The sequence below is a fragment of the Mangrovibacter phragmitis genome (genome assembly GCF_001655675.1).
In the GTDB taxonomy this organism is placed as follows: Bacteria; Pseudomonadota; Gammaproteobacteria; order Enterobacterales; family Enterobacteriaceae; genus Mangrovibacter; species Mangrovibacter phragmitis.
Genome location: NZ_LYRP01000033.1, coordinates 330,522 through 352,234, shown reverse-complemented (window position 1 = coordinate 352,234; position 21,713 = coordinate 330,522). Strand labels below are relative to the sequence as shown.

Here is a 21,713-nt window from a genome sequence, read left to right as displayed (position 1 = left end):
TGTGCCCAAAACAGACAACGCTTTTTCAGTAAACAGACAACACATTATAAAAATGGGAGAACGAATGAATAATACTGGCAAGGATAATAATTTTCTTTCCCGTTCGAATAGTGCACGCCTGAGTGGTTTCCAGGCACTTCGTACTATCGACCTTAACTTATTGACGGTATTTGAGGCAGTTTACATTCACAAAGGCATTGTCAACGCAGCAAGAGCGTTGAATCTCACGCCTTCGGCTATCAGTCAGTCCATTCAAAAGTTGCGTAACGTCTTCCCAGACCCATTGTTTGTACGTAACGGGCAGGGGATCATGCCCACCAGTTATGCCGCCCACCTGCATGAATATATCAGCCAGGGGTTGTCATCCATACTGGGAGCACTGGAGTTTAATGAAGTCAGTAACGCGCAACGCACCATTACCATTGCAACCCATCCTTCTGTTGGCGCACTGGTGATGCCGACTATTTATAAAGCTATCCACCACCGTTGCCCCAATATCAACATTAATAATGTCCCGATATCGCAGGCAGAAACGCAGTTAAGCCAGCTTCAGGCTGATATGGTGATAGACACTCGTCGGCCGGTAATGAGCAAAATAGGCAGCTTTCGCTTGTTTGAAGAACGCGTGGTCATCGTCTGCCGCAATGATCACCCGGAGCTAACGGACGAAGTGTCATTAGATATTCTGAATAAACAACAGCAAACCATGCTGGTATTGCAGGATGATATCTTGCCGGATGTGCGTAATGTGGTTGAGCAGACATTCCCCGACCGGCAAATCACTTTCAGCAGTTACAATGTCCTGACACTGGCAGCCATGCTGGCTAACAGTGATCTGGTTGGTTTTATGTCTTCGGGGTTGTACCACATGTTTCGGGATAACTGGAACCTGCGTGAAGTTGAGTGTGAGGGCTTTGCCGGGGGAAAATTCGAAACGCACCTGTTTTATAACAAACTCAGCCAGCATGACGAGGTATTACGCAACTGCATGGAAACGATTCAGAATGCATTTGTGCAAAAACACGGAGAAGCCATGTTCTGACAGACAAACGCACAAAATAACAACTTATTTACACTAAAATCACGTTTTGCGTGCCCGGCAGGCTGCTTTCACAGCAATATAAATGTTATACTGCCTGCCATTAATTCAAAAATAGTTGATAAATACAACATTTGATTGAATTGAAACGTTTTCACTCGATATCCGCAACTGGAATACGCACGTTATGAGTAAACCCATTGTCATGGAACGCGGTGTTAAATACCGGGATGCCGACAAAATGGCGCTAATCCCGGTGAAAAACGTCGCCACTGAACGCCAGGAGCTGTTAAGAAAGCCGGAATGGATGAAAATCAAACTCCCGGCGGACTCCACCCGTATTCAGGGTATCAAAGCTGCCATGCGTAAAAATGGCCTTCACTCTGTTTGTGAAGAAGCATCCTGCCCTAACCTTGCCGAATGTTTCAACCACGGAACGGCTACCTTTATGATTCTGGGTGCGATTTGCACCCGTCGCTGCCCATTCTGCGACGTTGCTCATGGTCGCCCGGTTGCGCCCGATGCCGGTGAAGCAGAAAAACTGGCGCGCACCATTGCTGATATGGGTCTGCGTTATGTGGTTGTCACTTCCGTTGACCGTGACGACCTGCGCGACGGTGGTGCCCAGCATTTTGCCGATTGCATTGCCGCCATTCGCCGTGAAAGCCCAAATATAAAAATTGAAACACTGGTTCCTGATTTCCGTGGAAGAATGGACCGTGCGCTGGAAATTCTCACTGCCACACCGCCAGATGTTTTCAACCACAATCTGGAAAACGTTCCCCGCCTGTACCGTCAGGTACGCCCGGGCGCTGATTACAACTGGTCACTGAAATTACTCGAACGGTTCAAAGAAGCACATCCGGAAATTCCGACCAAATCAGGTTTAATGGTTGGGCTGGGTGAAACCAATGAAGAAATCATCGAGGTGATGCGTGACTTGCGCCGTCATGGGGTAACCATGCTAACACTGGGGCAATATCTGCAGCCAAGCCGCCACCACCTGCCGGTTCAGCGTTATGTCACCCCGGAAGAATTTGATGAAATGAAAGCTGAAGCGCTGGCAATGGGCTTTACTCATGCGGCATGTGGCCCGTTTGTACGCTCCTCTTACCATGCTGACCTGCAGGCGCGTGGTGAAGAAGTAAAATAAACCTGAGCCCACCAGGCTTGCAGAATAAAAAAACCGGCGCTGACCGGTTTTTTTATTCAATTTATAGCCCTGCCAGAAATAACAACCTGATAGTGGCCAGCTATATTTCATAGCCACAAGGCTACTCTTTGTTGTTCAGGCGCTCACGCGTGTCTTGCGCGTCATTTTTTTCGCCAGAGATTATCGACTGATTATTATCGTCTTCACTCATGGCTTTTTTGAAGCCTTTAACCGCTGAACCCAGATCGCTGCCCAGGGTCCGTAGCTTTTTAGTACCGAAAAGCAACACGATCAGCGCCCCGACAACCAGCAATTTAGTAATACTAATCTCACCCATATTTACCTTCTTAATCTCCAGCCATACTCGTTCGTAATACACTACACCCGCCACAGTGCATTACCTACATAGCCTTGTACTATTAACGGTTATTCATGCCCCATATACAAAATAATTCTGTAACAAAGTGAATCAAAGTCACCGCGAGTTACCCAAGCACCGGGGTCAAAAAACGCCGGTTTACCAACACCGGCAACCGGGCACGGACCTGTTCCACATGCGCCAGGGTAATGTCACTGACAATCATGCCTGGCTCAAGGCCGGCACAGGCAAGCATGTTACCCATAGGATCAATAATCTGGCTCATACCAATATTTTTCTCACCGCACTCACCACTTGCCACAATGTAACAAGTGGTATCAAGAGCGCGTGCCGCAAGTAATGTTTGCCAGTGATGCACTTTATTTTCACCTTTAAGCCAGGCTGCCGGCACCACCAGAACATGCGCACCAGCCAGTGCAAGGCTCATTGCCAGGTCAGGGAAGCGCAAGTCGTAGCAGGTCATTACACCCACCATCAGGTCGCCAACAGCAATCAATGGTGCAATAGCCTGCCCTGGGCAGACAAGCCGGGACTCCTGAACATTAAACGCATCATACAGATGCAATTTATCATAGCGCGCAGTCACCTGCCCGCGGTGCAGAGCCAGCAAGGAATTTGTCACCCGCCCCGAATCATCCGGGATATGCAGGGTGAACACCAGTGTCAGGTCACAATTTTCCGTGAGCTGGCGCATGCCCTGAATGAATGGTCCGTTGAGGGTTTGCCCGTGCCGTACAGAATAGCCGGGGTCAGTGTTGTCCCTCGCCTGAATAGCTTCTGGCAACACCAGTAAATTGACGCGTTTCTCAATAGCCTGGCTGACTAACAAACGGCATTGCGCTAAATTGTCCTGCCAGTCTGGCATAACAGCAAACTGCCCGGCTGCAACATTCATACAAACACTCCCCGACACATTGCGTGAATCAACACTACCCCATAGCCAGCTTGCGCGGTAGACTTTCCGCTTTAATGATTAATGAGATATACCTTATGCAGATGTTATTTGCTGTATTTATTGGCGGCGGCCTTGGGAGTATTTGCCGCTGGTTGATTAGCCAACGCCTGAACCCGCTTCATCATGCCATCCCAATGGGTACACTTTCAGCTAACTTACTCGGTGCTTTTATTATTGGTATCGCGCTGGCAAGTTTTAGCCGCCTGACTAACCTCGACCCGATGTGGAAACTATTAATTACCACCGGTTTTTGTGGTGGGCTGACGACGTTCTCAACTTTTTCATCAGAAGTGGTATTTTTACTACAGGACGGACGTCTTGCCTGGGCCGCGACCAATGTAGTGATTAACCTTGCAGGTTCACTTATTATGACCGGGCTCGCATTTTGGCTGGTTTCAGTGCTTGCTGCGCGATAATTTTTACTCACGACGTATGGCGTTAATGTAGGCTTCATCTTTCTCTGCCAGTATCTGCCTGAGTTAATCACACAAACATGGGCACTATAATGAAAGAAAGCCTGGTAAACATCAGTACGCTACTGTTAAGCGCACTCATTGTCGGTTGCTTCCTGAAACTTTACTTGTTTAGCTGAACAAGCTTACCGAACCCGGTAGCAACCGGGTTAACCTGTTAAGAAACCAGATTTTGAGCAAAAAAAACCCGCCTGAAGGCGGGTTTTGTCGTTCTCAGCCAGACGTTATTACAGAGCAATTACGTTAGCAGCAGAAGGGCCTTTGGCACCGTTAGTGATTTCGAACTCTACACGCTGACCTTCAGCCAGAGTTTTGAAACCATTGCTCTGGATTGCAGAGAAGTGTACGAACACGTCTTTGCTGCCATCTTCCGGAGTAATGAAACCGAATCCTTTGGACTCATTAAACCACTTAACGTTACCTTTAATCTTAGACATCAAAATTACCTTTTATGAAAAAACGACACAAATACCGTGTCGGTAACCAGTACATCAATTGTGGTGCCGTTTGTCCAGTTGATATTTACTAAAAAGTGATAAAAATCGCTATCTTTTTACTTTCAGGCTGATAACCCCTTGCTTTTCCGTGCAATGGGTACGAAAAAAAATTTTGCAGCCGTTATCAGAACTGGAAGCGCAACCAGGCAAACCAGACATTACCATTGTTATAAGTACCTGGGATGTACGTCATCTGGAACGTTGCCGGGCCGTAACCAACAGATGCCAGAGGCAATACCACCGGAATAGGGATATAGTTCCAGTTATCACGCGCTGTTACGCCCAGTGTATACCCCAACCCCACATGAAAACGTGAATCTGCGCTGACAGGCCGCCAGGTCGCCTCCCAGCCATACCCACCTATAGGCTCCCATTTGTTAAACGAGTCTTTAAACGCCATTAAATATAAACCGTGCCAGTTCCCTTTCTCATCCCAGCGAGAAACACCAAACCCGGCCCCCCAGGGGCGCTCATTGTAATTATCTGTTTTTTCTTTATCGTACGCAAAACGCGCATGCCAGGTGATAGCCGGAACGTACAAATCGTAGTGCTGAGGCTCACGCCATGTTTCACCCATGTTCCCTGTCAGAGTGCTGAACCACCCACCATCACTTGCCTGCACCTGAGATGAAAACAAACAGGGAACCAATAAACCACATACTACAAATAAATGCTTAATCATCTTGAACACTTTGTCGCCACCAAATACTTTCAAATATGCACAGACTACGGGTGCTTTTATTAACGAAACCTGAACAAAGAACCGGAAAAATTATTTTCTTGAAAATCAAGATGTATAATTCCGAAAAATACCTCAGTTTTTCCCACGCAAAAAAATGTTGAACCAGTGGCAATTATCTACGCCACAAACCAGACCTGGCGTACCTTACAAGAATTCATATTGTATTGATGAATTATTAATTACCCTTCTGACGAACCCGTTGAAATATCTAAATCTGGTATTCTTGTTTACGGGCTATCATAACATGCCATTTTACGAAAAATTTATCACACAGAAAAATCCTGGTTATTTTTATCACTAAATAACAGATATCAGCAGCCATTATTAATATTCTTTCAACCGCCGCGTATTTCCAGGTAAACAGATAGCCTGGCAATTAACCCAGGACCTGTTCAGGGCCGGCAGCCAACACACGCCCCCTTCACTGATACATTCAATCCATAAAACCGCAAAATATTAGATTTTATTGCTGTTTTATTGATTTTTGTCAGCAAAAAAAGTGGAATGATTAGGCACATTCCTCTGCGATACTTACATAATTTACACTGTGTTACTGAACGTCATGATTGCGACTTAGCGCTATAGCCATGCTATGCCACATGTCACCGTGCGCGTTTAGCCACAAACAGGGGAAACTATGCTCACTTTTTTTGAACTTGCCGTTGGTATTCTGGTAATCATCGGCGTTGCCCGTTACATCATCAAAGGCTATTCCGCTACTGGCGTATTATTTGTCGGTGGTCTGGTGCTGCTTATCATCAGTGCCATCATGGGCCACCGTATTCTGCCTGCCAGTGAAGCCAGCACGGGTTTTCTCAGCGTAGATATCGTGGAATACATCAAAATTTTGTTGATGAGCCGCGGTGGCGATCTCGGCATGATGATCATGGTGCTGTGCGGTTTTGCGGCATATATGACGCATATTGGTGCCAATGACATGGTGGTAAAGCTGGCATCCAAACCACTGCAATTCATCAACTCGCCTTATTTGCTGATGGTCGCAGCTTATTTTGTTGCCTGCCTTATGTCACTGGCGGTTTCCTCAGCAACCGGGCTTGGCGTGTTGTTAATGGCGACGTTGTTTCCGGTAATGGTCAATGTCGGCATCAGTCGTGGTGCCGCTGCCGCAATTTGTGCCTCTCCTGCCGCTATCATTTTGTCGCCCACATCGGGCGATGTCGTGCTTGCAGCCAAAGCGTCAGAAATGGATCTGGTTAATTTTGCCTTTAAAACTACGCTGCCTGTTTCTATTGCCGCAATTATCTGCATGGCCATCGCGCATTTTTTCTGGCAGCGCTTTCTTGATAAAAAAGAAAACATTACCAGCGAGCAACTGGACATCAAAGAAATTGACACCAGTGCACCCTCTTTCTATGCAATTCTGCCTTTCACGCCAATTATTGGGGTATTAATCTTTGACGGCAAATGGGGCCCCAGCCTGCATATCATTACCATTCTGGTTATTTGTATGCTGCTGTCAGCCATCATCGAATTTTTGCGCAGCTTTAATACCAAAACGGTTTTTGCCGGGCTGGATGTGGCATGGAGAGGAATGGCCGATGCTTTCGCCAACGTGGTCATGCTGTTAGTGGCTGCCGGGTTATTCGCCCAGGGGTTAAGCACTATTGGGTTTATCCAGAGCCTGATATCCATTGCGACATCCTTTGGCTCCGGCAGCATTATTCTGATGCTGGTGCTGGTTGTTCTGACTATGTTAGCGGCGATGACCACAGGCTCGGGTAACGCCCCGTTCTACGCATTTGTTGAGCTGATTCCGCGCCTGGCGCAGCAAGCTGGCATTAATCCGGCATATTTAACCATTCCGATGCTTCAGGCATCAAACCTGGGGAGAACTATCTCACCGGTATCTGGCGTAGTGGTGGCTGTTGCCGGTATGGCGAAAATATCCCCTTTTGAAGTGGTAAAACGCACGTCAGTGCCGGTTCTGGTTGGCCTGATAGTGGTCATTCTGGCAACCGAAATACTGGTTCCCGCCACTGTTATGCTCCCTTAATTCGCACAGCACCCAAAAAGGGGGCTCAGCTTGATGAAAAGAAGGAAAAAGCGTGGTTTTTCCTTCTTTTTAGTTAGCGGGCGAAAATCAATAAATTGATTTTCCTGGTTTTTATTGGGTGACATCCTCTTGTTCTGTGCGGACATGAGGTTTGTCATCAGACTCAGCTCCCGAAAAGGGCTACACTGTAGCCCTGAACACAACAGCAACAAACGTAATGACAGGCACATGATTAACCGCATAATAACTGGCGCTTTTCTCGCCGCACTGTTTTCGCTTGCCATACCAGGCTATGGCGCTCCACTGCAGGCACAGCGCTATAGTGACTTTGACCACTATGTTCTGGCGCTTTCCTGGCAGCCGGGTTTTTGTGAAACAATGCACCAAAGCCAGCGCGCATTACCCGCAGAATGCCAGAACCAGCAGGAACAGGCAGACAAAACACAGTTTCTGACCATTCACGGGTTATGGCCAGACCTGCCTCGCAGTATTGCCCGTCAGGGAGTGGACAGGCGCCGCTGGATGCGGTTTGGTTGTGCAACCCGCCCGGTTCCTGATATGCCAGAAGTAAAAGCCAGCAGAAAATGCGCCGCTCCTGATACGGGCATTTCGCCTTCGCTGGCAGCGCAACTGGTGCAACACATGCCGGGCGCAGGTGGCACTTCATGCCTTGAACGCTATGAATACGCAAAACATGGGGTCTGTTTTGGTTTTGTACCCAATGACTACTTTGGCACCATGTTGCGGCTTAATAGTGAGATTCGCCACAGTATCCCTGGCGCTTTTCTTGCCAGCCATTATGGCGAAACCGTTTCGCGTGATGCGCTTAACCAGGCAATCAGCAAGGCTTATGGCGAGAAAAGTGTAAAAGCTTTCCGTTTTATGTGCCACGGCAACCCGGCATGGCTGACAGAAATCCAAATCGCCATTCGGGCTGGCAGCATCAACGCACCATTATCGGCAGGCAGTTTTGCGCCGGGCGCTCACCCCGGTAACTGCCCGGCACAATTCCGCCTGGACGCGGCCGGTTTCTGACACATTTTTTATGCCTGTTATTTAATTAACGGGCACTTTCTTCCCCCTGAATATGGCATCCAGTGGGAATAATTATGTGCTCACTTAAGCCCTTTCGCCCATCGTCACGCCTCCTGAGTGACTGTCACCCCTTCATTCTTGTCATAATTTAATTTTACCCACGCACCATAAAAACGTTATTTATTCTCACGCCCGGGGTTATATCCGGTGATAACACTATAATTAATATAATGATTAACATAGAAGTTACATTTAACAATCAATGCGCTAACAAAGCTATTTTTTAAAAACAAGTGTGCAGATCAACAAAGTGGGTATTTATATCTAATGCTTGATATACATCTCAAAATATTAATAAACATGTCAGGAACGCTTTAAGTGCAGAGAATGTTACCAGTATCATGTTACCGGTATCAGCACAGAACGAAGGGTTTTCCTTTTCGTACTACGCTCAAGTTCATAGGGGTTATTCCATGACAGAATTAACACACGCATATAGTGCAGGCACCCTTCTGGGGATTGCTGCTGCCTCGGTAGTTGTTCTTCTAATCCTCATTATGCGTTTCCGGGTACATGCATTTCTGGCCCTCACTCTGGTCAGCATTCTGGTGGCGCTGGTAACAAAAGTGCCTTTCGACAAAGTGGTTCCCACGCTGTTAAATGGATTTGGCAGTACACTGGCGAGTGTAGCCTTGCTGGTGGGTCTGGGTGCCATGATTGGCCGGCTGCTTGAGGTTTCTGGTGGAGCGCAAGTTCTCGCAGACACCCTGGTTAACAAGTTTGGTGAGAAGCGCGCACCACTGGCAATTGGTGTTGCCTCGCTGATGTTCGGCTTTCCTATCTTTTTCGATGCAGGCCTGGTGGTGATGCTGCCAATTATCTTCAGCGTGGCGAAGCAATTCGGTGGTTCCACACTGAAATATGCTTTCCCGGCTGCCGGTGCTTTTGCAGTCATGCATGCGCTGGTTCCGCCCCACCCAGGCCCGGTTGCCGCCAGTGATTTACTGGGTGCCAATATTGGTCTGTTGGTTATCCTTGGCCTGATTATCGCTATCCCGACCTGGTATATCGGTGCGTACCTCTACGGGCAATATGCTGGCAAAAAATTTGACGTGAAATTACCGTCATCATTTTTGGGTGACATTGAACGTGACGCGTCGCATCAGCCCCCCTCTTTCGGCATGGTAATGACAATTCTGATGCTGCCGCTGATCCTTATCTTTTTAGATACAGGCCTGAATACGGCAACCGTTATCGGCTGGGTATCAGCAGATAACACACTGGTACAAATCTTACGTATGCTGGGTAAAACACCGGTAGCCCTGCTGATTACTGTGTTCTTCGCACTGCAAGTTTTCAGTGGCAGCCGTAGCCGCCAGCACCTGGAAAAAATCTGTGATGGTGCGCTGGGGCCAATTTGCGCCATCGTGCTGGTAACCGGTGCCGGTGGGATGTTTGGTGGTGTACTGCGCGCCAGTGGTATTGGTAATGCGCTGGCCGATGTTCTGAGCAACATTGGGTTACCGCTGATTGTCGCAGCATTTGTTGTGTCGGCAATTTTGCGTGTGGCTCAGGGTTCGGCAACGGTTGCGTTAACCACCACAGCGGCACTGGTTGCACCGATGGTGCAGGCAACACCAGGCCTCAGCCAGTTCGACCTGTGTTTTATTGTGATTGCTATCGCAGGCGGCGCTACCGTGCTGTCACATGTGAACGACTCAGGCTTCTGGCTGGTTGGTCGTTTCCTTGAAATGGATGAGAAAACCACACTGAAAACCTGGACTGTAATGGAGACCTTGCTGGGAACAATTGCTTTCCTGCTGGCAGCCCTGGGGAGTCTTATCCTGTAAGCCTGTACCTGAACGGTTCCGGTAACGCCCCGGTATGGCAGCTTTACCGTTAGTTACCGTAAAAGTAAAAAAAGGCTGCCAACAAATGGCAGCCTTTTTACTGTATGAACAATTAATTATGCTGTTTTGGTGCGAATCAGGTAATCAAATGAGCTCAGAGACGCTTTTGCCCCTTCGCCAGTCGCAATGATTATCTGCTTGTACGGCACGGTGGTGCAGTCACCCGCAGCGAATACCCCTTTCACACTGGTTTCGCATTTCGCATCAATAATAATTTCACCCATGCGGTTGCATTCAACAGCCCCGTCAAGCCAGGTGGTATTAGGCAGTAAACCAATCTGCACAAAAATCCCGGCCAGTGACAACTGATGCACATCACCACTATTACGGTCACGGTATTCAAGGCCGGTCACTTTAGTGCCATCGCCTTTCACTTCCGTGGTTTGCGCATTCAGAATGATATCCACGTTGCTCAGGCTGCGCACTTTGTCCTGCAATACCTGGTCGGCTTTCATTTCTGGCGCGAACTCAAGCAAGGTGACATGTTCAACCACACCCGCAAGGTCAATCGCCGCTTCAACACCCGAGTTACCACCACCAATCACGGCAACACGTTTACCTTTAAACAGCGGGCCATCACAGTGCGGGCAATACGTTACGCCGCGAGTACGGTACTGGTCTTCACCAGGAACCCCCATATTGCGCCATTTGGCACCGGTTGCCAGAATGATGCTGCGTGCTTTCAGCGTTGCACCGGATGCCGTCTGAATCTGATGCAGGCCACCTTCAACATCTGCCGGGATCAGTTTCGCCGCACTCTGGCTGTCAATCACATCCACATCATAATCATCAACATGGGATTTAAGCGCACCCGCCAGTTTTGCACCTTCGGTTTTCGGCACTGAAATATAATTTTCGATATCTACTGTATCAAGGATCTGGCCGCCAAAGCGCTCCCCCATCAACCCGGTACGAATACCTTTACGTGCAGAGTAAACGGCTGCGGCAGCGCCTGCCGGGCCGGAGCCCACAATCAACACATCATAAGCATCGCGCTTGCTCAGCTCTTCTGCAGTGCGTTTTTCTGCACCGGTATCCACTTTGGCGACGATTTCTGCCAGAGTCATGCGCCCCTGACCAAATTCCTGACCATTCACAAACACCGCAGGAACACCCATGATGTTGCGTTCAGTTATCTCATTCTGATAAACACCGCCATCAATCGCAGTATGTTTAATACGCGGATTGAGGATAGCCATTAAATTCAGTGCCTGAACAACATCCGGGCAATTGTGGCAAGAGAGCGAATAGTAAGTTTCAAATTCGAAATCGCCGTCGATATCGCGGATCTGCTCAAGCAGAGCCTGCGCTTCTTTTGACGGGTGCCCACCGGTCCACAGCAATGCCAGCACCAGTGAGGTAAATTCGTGTCCCAACGGTGAACCAGCAAAACGCGGCCCCTGTTCACTGCCTGGGTTAGTTATCAGGAACGACGGTTTACGTACATTCCTTGTGTTGTCTTCTTTAACAGAAACTTTGTCAGATAATTCCGCTATTTCTGCCAGAAGCTCCTTGATTTCAGCGGACTGTGCACTGTCATCCAGTGTGGCAATCAACTCAACAGGTTTAGTCAGACGCTCAAGGTAACCCTTAAGCTGTGTTTTCATGGTTGCGTCGAGCATGTTTATCTCCCTGGCAAGAAATTCGGGTGCCAGGCACCCGAATGCGTTGATTCATCGCCCGTCAGTTCGGGCGATTTTTTTGACCAGTGCAAGTGGCTATTACAGCACTTGCACCAGTGAGGTGTGGTAATTAGATTTTACCAACCAGGTCCAGAGACGGAGCCAGAGTGGCATCGCCTTCTTTCCATTTAGCCGGGCAAACTTCGCCTGGGTGAGTCGCAACGTACTGAGCCGCTTTCACTTTACGCAGCAGGTCAGAAGCGTCACGGCCGATGCCTTCAGCAGTAACTTCGATAGCCTGGATGATGCCTTGTGGGTCGACGATGAAAGTACCGCGGTCAGCCAGACCTTCATCTTCACGCATATTTTCGAAGTTACGGGTCAGGGTGCCGGTCGGGTCGCCGATCATCGCGTATTTGATTTTAGCGATGGTGTCAGACTCGTCGTGCCATGCTTTGTGAGTGAAGTGGGTATCAGTCGATACAGAGTAAATATCAACACCCAGTTTCTGGAATTCGTCGTAGTGGTCAGCTACGTCGCCCAGTTCTGTCGGACATACGAAGGTAAAGTCAGCCGGGTAGAAGAAGAACACGCTCCAGCGTCCTTCAACACTCTTTTCGGTAACTTCGATGAATTCACCGTTTTTAAATGCCTGGTTTTTGAAAGGTTTAATTTTGGTATTAATTAAGGACATCTATACTTCCTCCGTGTTATCGACGGGATATAAAGTAGCGAATATTCGTCACTTCAGCCAATGCGTTTACGTTATCAAATCAATAAGCAATACCTACTATGCACGCTTATTGTTGCAACCTGACGTATGAACCGCCAGACCAGCACGCCCTGTCGGGAGCCTTAAAATAAAAAGGCCACCCGGAAGGCGGCCCGAGACTGAAATACCACTCAGTACTTCAGTGCCATAGCTGGCGTATACTGTCACTCCATTTTTCAGGCGTAACAACTCAAGATTACACCATCTGTCTGGCTGGCGGACAATGCTTCCGGCCTTACATCCTGCCTATGGCTGTGATTGGTTTTACATATCAAACAAGCCGAGGCTCCTTTTCTCCGGCATAAGCCTGTCTGTATATAACAGTGGCTATGGTGCCGGGCCTGTAATACAGGCATAAATAACCATACATAAAAAAGGGAATATAAATCAAGAACGCGCTCACCATCCGGGCATTATCTGTGGCAGTCACATGCAAAAAGTTATTAGCAGCACAGCATGTAACCGTTGAACAACAAAAAACCAAAAACAAGAATTATCCATATTCACAACCTCTAAAAACCGGCCACTCCACTGCTTAAAAGGTGAGTAAAATCGCGGCTCACCTTATATACCGGAAAGATTTCGTGATGTAACACATGCTTTCATTATGGAACGCACATCACAAAACAACATGCTGAAGCACAATAATCCATATCACTGACGATTTAAGCCAGACGCAAATAAACGGAAATACCGTACCGTAGCCTCATAAAAACAACCCTATGCTGGAGTTACACTATGTCTTATGTCAGCGAAACAGGCGATATACTGTCCATCCAGGCACAAAGAGCGCGCCGGATGAATCTGTTTGTCTCGATCTCAGCTGCCGTGGCTGGCCTGCTGTTTGGTCTGGATATCGGCGTTATATCAGGTGCTCTGCCTTTTATTACTCACTACTTCACCTTAACCAGCCAGGCACAGGAATGGGTTGTCAGCAGCATGATGCTCGGTGCGGCGCTGGGAGCACTTTTTAATGGCTGGTTATCTTTCCGTTTGGGCCGCAAATACAGCCTGATGGCGGGCGCAATTCTGTTTATACTCGGTTCGCTTGGCTCAGCGATGTCCACCAACCTGGAAATCCTTCTGCTATCCCGTGTTGTGCTGGGAATTGCGGTTGGGATTGCTTCTTACACCGCGCCACTGTATTTGTCTGAAATGGCATCAGAGAATGTACGTGGCAAAATGATCAGCATGTACCAGTTGATGGTGACACTGGGTATCTTGCTGGCGTTCTTATCAGATACCGCTCTGAGTTATAGCGGTAACTGGCGCGCCATGCTCGGTGTTCTGGCACTGCCGGCACTCGCTTTACTGGTGATGGTGGTATTCCTGCCAAACAGCCCACGCTGGCTTGCGGCAAAAGGCCAGCACAACCAGGCAGAAAAAGTACTGCATATGCTGCGCGATTCCTCAGAAAAAGCCCGCGAAGAACTGAATGAAATCCGTGAAAGCCTGAAAGTTAAACAAGGTGGCTGGGCACTGTTTAAAAGCAACCACAACGTGCGCCGTGCGGTATTCCTGGGGATGTTGTTGCAGGCAATGCAGCAATTTACCGGGATGAATATCATCATGTATTACGCGCCCAAAATTTTCCAAATGGCGGGGTTCACCAGTACTCAACAACAAATGATGGCCACGGTGGTTGTTGGGCTGACCTTTATGCTTGCTACATTTATTGCCGTGTTCACTGTTGATAAATCCGGGCGTAAACCTGCACTGAAAATTGGTTTTACGGTGATGGCGCTGGGGACACTGATTCTCGGCTATTGCCTGATGCAGGTAGAAGGTGGGCACAGCTCTGGCGCACTGTCCTGGTTGTCTGTTGGTATGACTATGATGTGTATTGCAGGTTATGCCATGAGTGCTGCACCGGTCGTGTGGATCCTGTGCTCTGAAATTCAGCCGTTGAAATGCCGTGACTTTGGTGTGACCTGCTCCACCACTACCAACTGGGTTTCCAATATGATTATTGGGGCCACTTTCCTGACACTGCTCGACAGCATTGGCGCCGCGGGTACCTTCTGGCTGTATACCGCGCTGAACGTTCTGTTCATCATTGTCACCTTTGTACTGATTCCGGAAACCAAAAACGTCACACTGGAACATATTGAACGTAATCTGATGACCGGTAAAAAACTGCGCGATATCGGCCAGTAATAACCCACCCCCAAAAACCTGGCGCTGTTACCGGCGCCAGGTTTTTCATATTACAACCACCAAAACAATCACAGTTTCACCAAACGCTCTGCCGCCGCATCCAGCGTTGCTTCCTGCTTGGCAAAGCACAGGCGAATCAGTTTATGGGGGAACGGGTCGGCACAGAATACAGACAACGGTATTGCCGCCACACCCTGTTCAGCCGTTAACCAGCGGCAAAAGCTCACATCATCCATATCAGAAATGGCACTGTAATCCGCCAGTAAGAAATAGGTTCCACTGCAGGGTAAAACCTCCAGGCGGCTGGCAGCTAATGCCTTAACAAAACGGTCACGTTTCGCCTGGTAAAACGCTGGCAGTGTACGGTAATGTTCCGGTTCTGCCTCCAGCATATCTGCCAGGGCCAGTTGTGCCGGAGTATTCACCGAAAAGGTCAGGTACTGGTGAATTTTACGGATCTCCACACTGATGGCAGCAGGAGCCACACAGTAGCCCACTTTCCAGCCTGTCATATGGTAAGTTTTACCAAATGACGATACCGCCACAGCGCGCTCACGCAACGCTTCATGCGCCAGTACACTGGCATGGCCTTCAGGCGCAAAACAAATGTGCTCATACACTTCATCGCTCAGCACATAGATTTCCTGGTCTGCAATAGCCTGCCATAACTGGACGAAATCGCTCTGTTGCCACAGGGTTGCGGTGGGGTTATGCGGTGTATTGAGGATAACCATACGGGTTTTCGGCGTAAGCATGTTTTTGAATGCGTCCCAGTCCACCCGGAAATGCGGCGGCTGTAACGCCAGGCGCTTCACCACGCCACCAGCCAGTTCAATAGCCGGGGCATAGCTGTCGTAACTGGGGTCAAAACAAATCACTTCGTCACCGGTGCGCACTAATGCAGTAATGGCTGCATACAAGGCTTCTGTCGCTCCGGCAGTGACGGTGACTTCACTGTCAGCATCCGGCAGCCAGCCATACAACTCAGCGGTTTTGCGGGAAATCGCCTCACGCAATGGCTGAGCCCCGGTCATCGGTGCATACTGGTTCGCTCCCCTGGCGACATGCCAGGCAAGGCGCTCTTGTAAATAACGAGGCCCGTCAAAATCAGGGAACCCCTGAGACAGGTTAATGGCTTGGTGAAGCTGTGCCAGAGCGCTCATCTGGGTGAAAATAGTGACACCCGATGCTGGTAACTTACTTTTTGGAATCAAAGGGTTACTACTCTTCATTCTCTCCCCTTTCCGGTATTTTGTTGTAATGCTTGTGTTGCTGCAACTATAACACGATGTTAATATTTGGCAATCAAGACGCTTAGACGTCCAAATAATAATGTTATGCCCGAATAACTCCTGCACATAATAAGGAACGTAATGACACAACAACTGCAACTGGCGGAATTAGTCGCGGCCTGTCGCTGGCTCGGTGCCAAAGGCTGGGCTCCCGCAACTGGCGGCAACATGTCTTTGCGCCAGGACTCCGAATGGTGCTGGCTGAGTGAATCCGGTAAAGATAAAGGCAGCCTGACAGAAAGCGATTTTTTGCAGGTCAACATTGGCGACAATACCGCGCCCTCCGGGCGTACACCTTCTGCGGAAACCGGGCTGCATACCCTTATTTACCGCCTGTTCCCTGAAGCACAGGCGGTTCTCCATGTTCACACTGTTAACGCGACCGTGTTATCTCGCCTGGTCAAAGGCAACCGCCTGACACTTCAGGGCTACGAAATGCAAAAATCCCTGCGCGGCCAGTCGTCGCACCTGGATGCCCTGCAACTCCCGGTGTTTGATAACAACCAGGATATCAGTGCACTGGCGCAACGAATTAACTCGGAAACCAGCAAAGACGACCTGCAATGGGGGTTCCTGCTACGCGGCCACGGCCTGACCTGCTGGGGAAGAAGTGTTCAGGAAGCCCGCCGCCATCTGGAAGGGCTGGAATTCTTATTTGAATGCGAAATACTGCGCCGCCGCCTGGAGGTATTATGATTAAAGCCATCGTGACGGATATAGAAGGCACCACCAGCGATATCCGCTTTGTACACAATGTATTATTCCCTTATGCACGCCAGCATCTCGCTGCATTTATTGCCAGCCATGAGCAACAACCCGATGTTGCTGCTGAACTGGATGCCGTGCGCAACGAAATCGGCCAGCCACAAGCCACTACCCGCGAAGTGGTCAGCGCACTTCTGGCCTTTATGGATGAAGACCGCAAATCAACCCCGCTCAAAGCCCTGCAAGGCATGATCTGGCAAACCGGTTATCAGCAAGGTGACTTCACCGGTCACCTCTACCCGGATGTGCTGCCAGCACTGCAAAAATGGCAGGCTTCAGGTATTGCGTTATATGTTTATTCGTCTGGCTCTGTCGCCGCGCAGAAACTGCTGTTTGGTTACAGTGACGCAGGTGATATCACGCCGTTGTTCAGCGGGTATTTCGATACACATGTTGGCCACAAGCGGGAAACAGCTTCTTACCAGGCAATCGCCCGCAAAACGGGTTTTGCACCAGGTGAATTACTGTTTTTATCAGACATACGCCAGGAGCTGGATGCCGCGCGCGAAGCAGGCTGGCAAACCGTACAACTGATTCGTGGCGCGGCGGATAACGCCAGCCAGCACCCCCAGGTTGGCGACTTTAGCGCCATCAACCCAGAGGCATAACTGAATGAGCACACTTACCATTTATTCCGAAAACGATGCCAGCCAGGCGCTCTGGCACAGCCAGGACGCAGAGGCTATCCGCGAACAACTCAATGCCGCCGGTGTGCGTTTTGAACGCTGGGAAGCTAACCAGCCACTGGGAGAAGCGCCGACACCAGAAACAGTGCTGACAGCCTACCAGCACGAAATTGAAAAGCTGGTTGCCGAGAAAAACTACCAAAGCTGGGATGTTATCAGCATGCGCGCCAGTCACCCGGAGAAAGCGGCGCTGCGGGAAAAATTTCTCGCTGAACATACTCATGGTGAAGACGAAGTCCGTTTCTTCGTTGAAGGCGCGGGTTTATTCTGCCTGCACCTGAATGGCAAGGTTTACCAGGTCTTGTGTGAAAAAAATGATTTAATTTCTGTTCCCGCAGGCACACCACACTGGTTCGACATGGGTTCACAACCCAATTTCACCGCCATTCGTATTTTTGATAACCCGGAAGGCTGGGTGGCAAAATTTACCGGTAACCCTATTGCTGATACTTACCCGCGCATTGACTGAATCCTGCCTGCGGCCAGGCTGACTGGTTACCTGGCCGCGCCACTCTTCAGGCCTGAGCTTTAAACACCCCGTCGCGCACCTGTTCCGGGGTAATCACGCCACTGTCCAGTACCCAGCCACTAATCAGTTCTGCCGGGGTGACATCAAACGCCGGGTTGCAAACTTGCGCATTCGCTGGCGCCCACTGCACCGCGCCAAAACTCCCTGCCACGCCGGTTACTTCCACTGCCGCCCGTTGCTCAATAGGAATAGCCTCGCCATTCGGGCAGGATGAATCCAGGGTGGTAACCGGTGCCGCAACATAAAACGGAATACCGTGGTACTTTGCCAGCACCGCCAGGCTGTAAGTGCCAATTTTATTCGCCACATCGCCATTGGCGGCAATGCGGTCAGCACCCACCCATACAGCATCCACCTCGCCTTTTGCCATCAGGCTGGCCGCCATGGAATCACAAATCAGTTGGTAGGGAATATTCAGTTCTCCCAGTTCCCAGGCGGTTAAACGCCCGCCCTGCAATAGCGGGCGTGTTTCATCCACCCAAACCTGCTGCACATTGCCTGCCAGAAAGGCTTTGTGAATCACCCCAAGCGCAGTTCCGCACCCTGCCGTCGCCAGCCCACCGGTGTTGCAATGAGTTAACAGGCGGCTGCCGGGCGTAACTAACTTACTGCCAGCCAGAGCAATAGCGTCACACAGTTGTTTGTCTTCCTCCACCAGCCGCCAGGCTTCATTAACCAGGGCACCGGCCCAGTCGCTCTGGCCCAGCGCCTGTTTCATCCGGTCGAGGTTATTCATCAGGTTAACGGCTGTTGGCCGGGCGGCGCGTAATGTTTCCAGCGCCGCCCCCAGCTTTTCACGGCTCTCACCACGTTCCGCCAGCGAAGCCAGTAACAGACTGGCAGATAGCCCTATCAGGGGCGCACCACGCACCCGTAAAGCATGGATATGGCCCACCAATAATTCGACTGTACTGGCATCCAGCCAGTTTGACTGTTGCGGTAAGGCCTGCTGGTCGAGGATCCACAGTTGGTTGTTGGCAATGCGCAAGCTGGTGGTCTGGAGATTATTCATTTTAGTTAAATCCTTGTTGCGTTGATGTGTTCTATTGTGTCAGGATGGAAAGCGGATGTATAGACGTCTGAACGGCTTATTAACCAGAATGCCAGAACTGAAGAGGAAAGAAGTCACATGTCGCACTACCGCACTTTTACCGCCAGGGACGCCGTTGCCTGGGCTCAACAACATGGTGGGCTGGCGAACCCGGAAACACTGACCCATGCTGAAGAAGTGGGCGACGGTAACCTTAACCTGGTGTTTAAGGTGTTCGACAACGCAGGAATAAGCCGCATTATTGTTAAACAGGCGTTACCTTATGTGCGCTGCGTAGGGGAATCCTGGCCATTAACCCTCGACCGCGCCCGCCTGGAAGCGGAAACCCTTATTGCCCACTACCAGCACTGCCCACAACATACAGTCCATATTCTGCACTTTGACCCGGCACTCGCCGTCATGGTGATGGAAGATTTATCCAGTTACCGTATCTGGCGCGGCGAACTGATTCGCGGTGAATATTATCCGCAGGCCGCCAGCCAGTTAGGTGAATACCTGGCGCAGGTGCTGTTTCATACTTCCGATTTTTACCTGCACCCGCACCAGAAAAAAGCCGAAGTCGCGCGGTTTATTAACCCGGACATGTGCGAAATCACTGAAGACCTGTTTTTTAACGACCCGTACTGCCAGCACGAACGCAATAATTACCCTGCGGCACTGGAAAGCGAGGTTGCCGCCCTGCGTGAAGACACAGACCTGAAGCTTGCTGTGAGCGCCCTTAAACACCGCTTTTTCTCCCATGCGGAAGCACTACTGCACGGTGACATCCACAGTGGTTCTGTTTTTGTCGCCAAAGGCCGCCTTAAAGCCATTGATGCCGAATTTGGTTTCTTCGGCCCCGCCGGGTTTGACCCGGGTACAGCAATTGGCAACCTGTTGCTCAATTACTGTGGATTACCCGGTTTGCTCCCGCTGCGTGAAGCCGCCGATGCACGCGAGCAACGCCTGGCGGATATTTGCGAATTTTGGCACACCTTTACGGAGCGCTTCCAGGCACTGGCGCGCGAGAAAACCCGTGACCAGGCGCTGGGTTGCCCCGGTTACACCAGCCAGTTCCTGAACAAAGTGTGGCACGATGCGATTGGCTATGCAGGTACGGAGCTTATCCGCCGCACTGTAGGGTTATCCCATGTAGCTGATATCGACACCATTACCGATGACGCCATGCGCCTTGCCTGCCAGCGCCAGGCGCTGGCACTGGGTAAGGCGTTGATTCTGATTGCAGATAAAATTGACAACGTGGAAGAGTTTATCGCGCGGGTGCGGCAGTACAGTTAACCCCGTTCAGGGTGAAGAGAGTCACTTACCAATGGCTCTCTCCCTCTGGCAGTAATATGTTGCTCCACTGCGGTGAACATCGCTCCAGACGATATCAACGCTGGCGTACCGGAAATCAGCCCAGGTACTGAAAATTGACAGCCCGGCGTTACAGCCAGTGCTGCAGATATTCGCTGCGCATCCACCAACACATCACAGGGCTGAATAACCTGAGGCCTGGTCAGCCGCATATTGCGGCTGTATTCGGGTTTCAGCAACGATATGCCTTCTTTAACGCCTTATTTAACGCCTTATTTTTGCTGCTTCGCTTCCAGCGTGGCGAACCACGGAGCGATAAAGTCCTGAGACTGGCCCCAGCCTGGAATAATTTTACTCAGGGATGCCATATTCACATTACCCGAATGGCCTGCCAGCAAGGCCTGGGGAATTACCGCAGCTTTAAAATCGTAGGTAGCCGGTGTCGGCTCGCCAGCAATTTTGTAAGCAACCAAACGGACATTGATAGCGCCAATCAGTTTTGGGTCAACAGCTGCTGTCACTTTCCACGGGCTGTTGGCCTCGCGCATCAGTTGTAAATCCTGGTTAGACGCATCAATGCTGTACAGTTTGATTTCAGTACGGCCATTCTCTTCCAGCGCTTTATAAGCCCCCTGGCTGAACGCATCCCAGGTACCCCAGATTGCGTCAATTTTCCCTTTCGGGTATTTCGCCAGCACCGCGCCCACTTTATTGGCCGTATCGCCCTGCACATCAGAAGAGACTGCGCCAATGGATTCAAGTTCATGGATCCCCGGGTTGTCTTTGCGCATTTTTTCGTATTCAACCTGGCGGCGCTCCATCGGTGGGAAACCGGCCACCCACAGCTTGATGATATTGGCTTTACCATTGAAGTCTTTTACCAGTTGGCCAAAGGAGAGCCGCGTCAGTGAAGCATCATCCTGCTGGGTGGCAGTCACACCCGGAATGTTACCTGTTACCGCTGTATCAAAGACTGACACTTTGATCCCGCTATCCACAATACGTTTTACCAGTGCTGTTGAATAAGGTTCGCGGCCCTGAGACAAGATAATCCCGTCGTATTTCTGGCTGATAGCCTGGTTTACAAAATCCTGAAAGCGCGCATCATCGCCATTGGTTAGAAACACGGTCACTTTGAACCCCAGCTTCTTGCCCTGTTGAATGGCACCGGCAAGAAACTGCGAAGTATTATCATCTGAGCCCAGATTACGAATCACCGCGATTCTTATTGGCCCATTGTGGTCTGCAATTGCCGCAGGCACTGGTGCAAGTGTGGCAGCAAAACTGGTGGCGGTACCAGCCAGTAACCCAAGGGTAATTAACGAGTACTTCAGCATTTTCATTAT

21 protein-coding genes are annotated in these 21,713 nt (G+C 50.0%); 11 read left to right on the top strand and 10 right to left on the bottom strand.

Annotated elements, in window-relative coordinates; all coding sequences use genetic code 11:
- Window positions 1-64 precede the first annotated feature (64 nt).
- Together A9B99_RS17215 and lipA are read left to right on the top strand one after the other, a co-directional pair.
- Window positions 65-1,042 (top strand): YbeF family transcriptional regulator, encoded by a 978-nt coding sequence (locus A9B99_RS17215; protein ID WP_064599614.1) that lies wholly within the window; start codon window positions 65-67, stop codon window positions 1,040-1,042.
- A 184-nt stretch (window positions 1,043-1,226) separates the two neighbouring features.
- Window positions 1,227-2,192 (top strand): lipoyl synthase, encoded by a 966-nt coding sequence (gene lipA, locus A9B99_RS17210; protein WP_036109550.1) that lies wholly within the window; start codon window positions 1,227-1,229, stop codon window positions 2,190-2,192.
- A 121-nt stretch (window positions 2,193-2,313) separates the two neighbouring features.
- Here lipA and tatE read toward each other — a convergent pair whose 3' ends face one another.
- On the bottom strand, window positions 2,314-2,529 hold the full coding sequence (gene tatE / locus A9B99_RS17205) for a twin-arginine translocase subunit TatE (RefSeq protein WP_064599612.1): 216 nt from the start codon (window positions 2,527-2,529) through the stop codon (window positions 2,314-2,316).
- 148 nt (window positions 2,530-2,677) lie between these two features.
- Window positions 2,678-3,466 (bottom strand): deaminated glutathione amidase, encoded by a 789-nt coding sequence (locus A9B99_RS17200; RefSeq protein ID WP_064599610.1) that lies wholly within the window; start codon window positions 3,464-3,466, stop codon window positions 2,678-2,680.
- A gap of 74 nt (window positions 3,467-3,540) precedes the next feature.
- Here A9B99_RS17200 and crcB point away from each other — a divergent pair, with 74 nt between their 5' ends.
- On the top strand, window positions 3,541-3,942 hold the full coding sequence (gene crcB / locus A9B99_RS17195; RefSeq protein ID WP_064599608.1) for a fluoride efflux transporter CrcB: 402 nt from the start codon (window positions 3,541-3,543) through the stop codon (window positions 3,940-3,942).
- A 284-nt stretch (window positions 3,943-4,226) separates the two neighbouring features.
- Here crcB and cspE read toward each other — a convergent pair whose 3' ends face one another.
- Both cspE and pagP read right to left on the bottom strand, forming a co-directional pair.
- Window positions 4,227-4,436: a transcription antiterminator/RNA stability regulator CspE gene (gene cspE, locus A9B99_RS17190; protein ID WP_002439184.1), complete on the bottom strand. Its 210-nt coding sequence runs from the start codon at window positions 4,434-4,436 to the stop codon at window positions 4,227-4,229.
- Window positions 4,437-4,620: 184 nt separating this feature from the next.
- Window positions 4,621-5,178 carry a lipid IV(A) palmitoyltransferase PagP gene (pagP, locus tag A9B99_RS17185; RefSeq protein WP_064599776.1) on the bottom strand — a complete coding sequence of 186 codons (558 nt, stop codon included), beginning with the start codon at window positions 5,176-5,178 and terminating at the stop codon, window positions 4,621-4,623.
- A gap of 697 nt (window positions 5,179-5,875) precedes the next feature.
- Between pagP and dcuC the strand changes: the two genes are divergently transcribed.
- From dcuC to A9B99_RS17170, 3 genes are all read left to right on the top strand, one after another.
- A complete protein-coding gene (gene dcuC / locus A9B99_RS17180) occupies window positions 5,876-7,252 on the top strand; it encodes an anaerobic C4-dicarboxylate transporter DcuC (RefSeq protein ID WP_064599607.1) in 1,377 nt (458 codons plus the stop codon).
- A gap of 228 nt (window positions 7,253-7,480) precedes the next feature.
- Entirely contained in the window at window positions 7,481-8,287 is an 807-nt protein-coding gene (locus tag A9B99_RS17175) for a ribonuclease T2 family protein (RefSeq protein ID WP_064599605.1), read from the top strand.
- A gap of 473 nt (window positions 8,288-8,760) precedes the next feature.
- The gene (locus A9B99_RS17170) at window positions 8,761-10,137 is read left to right on the top strand and encodes a GntP family permease (protein ID WP_064599774.1); all 1,377 of its coding nucleotides are present in this window, start codon (window positions 8,761-8,763) and stop codon (window positions 10,135-10,137) included.
- 116 nt (window positions 10,138-10,253) lie between these two features.
- Here the strand turns inward: A9B99_RS17170 and ahpF are convergent, their stop codons facing one another.
- Together ahpF and ahpC are read right to left on the bottom strand one after the other, a co-directional pair.
- Complete coding sequence (gene ahpF / locus A9B99_RS17165; RefSeq protein WP_064599603.1) at window positions 10,254-11,819, bottom strand: alkyl hydroperoxide reductase subunit F; 1,566 nt, start codon at window positions 11,817-11,819, stop codon at window positions 10,254-10,256.
- Between the two features lie 130 nt (window positions 11,820-11,949).
- Window positions 11,950-12,513: an alkyl hydroperoxide reductase subunit C gene (ahpC, locus tag A9B99_RS17160; RefSeq protein WP_064599601.1), complete on the bottom strand. Its 564-nt coding sequence runs from the start codon at window positions 12,511-12,513 to the stop codon at window positions 11,950-11,952.
- 816 nt (window positions 12,514-13,329) lie between these two features.
- Between ahpC and A9B99_RS17155 the strand changes: the two genes are divergently transcribed.
- A complete protein-coding gene (locus tag A9B99_RS17155) occupies window positions 13,330-14,748 on the top strand; it encodes a sugar porter family MFS transporter (RefSeq protein ID WP_064599599.1) in 1,419 nt (472 codons plus the stop codon).
- A 68-nt stretch (window positions 14,749-14,816) separates the two neighbouring features.
- On the opposite strand, the gene A9B99_RS17150 is transcribed toward A9B99_RS17155, so the two are convergent.
- Window positions 14,817-15,980, bottom strand: coding sequence for a pyridoxal phosphate-dependent aminotransferase (locus tag A9B99_RS17150; protein ID WP_064599597.1), 1,164 nt, complete (start codon window positions 15,978-15,980; stop codon window positions 14,817-14,819).
- A gap of 141 nt (window positions 15,981-16,121) precedes the next feature.
- Between A9B99_RS17150 and A9B99_RS17145 the strand changes: the two genes are divergently transcribed.
- From A9B99_RS17145 to A9B99_RS17135, 3 genes are read left to right on the top strand one after another with little or no spacing between them, the layout of a single operon-like run.
- The gene (locus A9B99_RS17145; RefSeq protein WP_064599595.1) at window positions 16,122-16,736 is read left to right on the top strand and encodes a methylthioribulose 1-phosphate dehydratase; all 615 of its coding nucleotides are present in this window, start codon (window positions 16,122-16,124) and stop codon (window positions 16,734-16,736) included.
- Window positions 16,733-17,413, top strand: coding sequence for an acireductone synthase (gene mtnC / locus A9B99_RS17140; RefSeq protein WP_064599593.1), 681 nt, complete (start codon window positions 16,733-16,735; stop codon window positions 17,411-17,413). Before A9B99_RS17145 ends, mtnC begins: the two co-directional genes overlap by 4 nt.
- A gap of 4 nt (window positions 17,414-17,417) precedes the next feature.
- The gene (locus A9B99_RS17135; protein WP_064599591.1) at window positions 17,418-17,960 is read left to right on the top strand and encodes a 1,2-dihydroxy-3-keto-5-methylthiopentene dioxygenase; all 543 of its coding nucleotides are present in this window, start codon (window positions 17,418-17,420) and stop codon (window positions 17,958-17,960) included.
- A gap of 46 nt (window positions 17,961-18,006) precedes the next feature.
- Here the strand turns inward: A9B99_RS17135 and mtnA are convergent, their stop codons facing one another.
- Window positions 18,007-19,032 (bottom strand): S-methyl-5-thioribose-1-phosphate isomerase, encoded by a 1,026-nt coding sequence (gene mtnA, locus A9B99_RS17130; RefSeq protein WP_064599589.1) that lies wholly within the window; start codon window positions 19,030-19,032, stop codon window positions 18,007-18,009.
- 117 nt (window positions 19,033-19,149) lie between these two features.
- Here mtnA and mtnK point away from each other — a divergent pair, with 117 nt between their 5' ends.
- Window positions 19,150-20,349: an S-methyl-5-thioribose kinase gene (gene mtnK, locus A9B99_RS17125; protein ID WP_064599587.1), complete on the top strand. Its 1,200-nt coding sequence runs from the start codon at window positions 19,150-19,152 to the stop codon at window positions 20,347-20,349.
- Here the strand turns inward: mtnK and A9B99_RS17120 are convergent.
- Together A9B99_RS17120 and A9B99_RS17115 are read right to left on the bottom strand one after the other, a co-directional pair.
- Window positions 20,346-20,606: a hypothetical protein gene (locus A9B99_RS17120; protein WP_064599585.1), complete on the bottom strand. Its 261-nt coding sequence runs from the start codon at window positions 20,604-20,606 to the stop codon at window positions 20,346-20,348. The genes mtnK and A9B99_RS17120 overlap by 4 nt on opposite strands.
- A 33-nt stretch (window positions 20,607-20,639) precedes the next feature.
- Entirely contained in the window at window positions 20,640-21,710 is a 1,071-nt protein-coding gene (locus A9B99_RS17115; RefSeq protein WP_064599584.1) for a sugar ABC transporter substrate-binding protein, read from the bottom strand.
- Window positions 21,711-21,713: the final 3 nt, after the last annotated feature.

Coding starts and splice junctions, on each gene's coding strand:
- A9B99_RS17215 (WP_064599614.1), top strand. CDS start 65: ATGAATAATACTGGCAAGGATAATAATTTTCTTTCCCGTTCGAATAGT.
- lipA (WP_036109550.1), top strand. CDS start 1,227: ATGAGTAAACCCATTGTCATGGAACGCGGTGTTAAATACCGGGATGCC.
- tatE (WP_064599612.1), bottom strand. CDS start 2,529: ATGGGTGAGATTAGTATTACTAAATTGCTGGTTGTCGGGGCGCTGATC.
- A9B99_RS17200 (WP_064599610.1), bottom strand. CDS start 3,466: ATGAATGTTGCAGCCGGGCAGTTTGCTGTTATGCCAGACTGGCAGGAC.
- crcB (WP_064599608.1), top strand. CDS start 3,541: ATGATTAATGAGATATACCTTATGCAGATGTTATTTGCTGTATTTATT.
- cspE (WP_002439184.1), bottom strand. CDS start 4,436: ATGTCTAAGATTAAAGGTAACGTTAAGTGGTTTAATGAGTCCAAAGGA.
- pagP (WP_064599776.1), bottom strand. CDS start 5,178: ATGATTAAGCATTTATTTGTAGTATGTGGTTTATTGGTTCCCTGTTTG.
- dcuC (WP_064599607.1), top strand. CDS start 5,876: ATGCTCACTTTTTTTGAACTTGCCGTTGGTATTCTGGTAATCATCGGC.
- A9B99_RS17175 (WP_064599605.1), top strand. CDS start 7,481: ATGATTAACCGCATAATAACTGGCGCTTTTCTCGCCGCACTGTTTTCG.
- A9B99_RS17170 (WP_064599774.1), top strand. CDS start 8,761: ATGACAGAATTAACACACGCATATAGTGCAGGCACCCTTCTGGGGATT.
- ahpF (WP_064599603.1), bottom strand. CDS start 11,819: ATGCTCGACGCAACCATGAAAACACAGCTTAAGGGTTACCTTGAGCGT.
- ahpC (WP_064599601.1), bottom strand. CDS start 12,513: ATGTCCTTAATTAATACCAAAATTAAACCTTTCAAAAACCAGGCATTT.
- A9B99_RS17155 (WP_064599599.1), top strand. CDS start 13,330: ATGTCTTATGTCAGCGAAACAGGCGATATACTGTCCATCCAGGCACAA.
- A9B99_RS17150 (WP_064599597.1), bottom strand. CDS start 15,980: ATGAAGAGTAGTAACCCTTTGATTCCAAAAAGTAAGTTACCAGCATCG.
- A9B99_RS17145 (WP_064599595.1), top strand. CDS start 16,122: ATGACACAACAACTGCAACTGGCGGAATTAGTCGCGGCCTGTCGCTGG.
- mtnC (WP_064599593.1), top strand. CDS start 16,733: ATGATTAAAGCCATCGTGACGGATATAGAAGGCACCACCAGCGATATC.
- A9B99_RS17135 (WP_064599591.1), top strand. CDS start 17,418: ATGAGCACACTTACCATTTATTCCGAAAACGATGCCAGCCAGGCGCTC.
- mtnA (WP_064599589.1), bottom strand. CDS start 19,032: ATGAATAATCTCCAGACCACCAGCTTGCGCATTGCCAACAACCAACTG.
- mtnK (WP_064599587.1), top strand. CDS start 19,150: ATGTCGCACTACCGCACTTTTACCGCCAGGGACGCCGTTGCCTGGGCT.
- A9B99_RS17115 (WP_064599584.1), bottom strand. CDS start 21,710: ATGAAAATGCTGAAGTACTCGTTAATTACCCTTGGGTTACTGGCTGGT.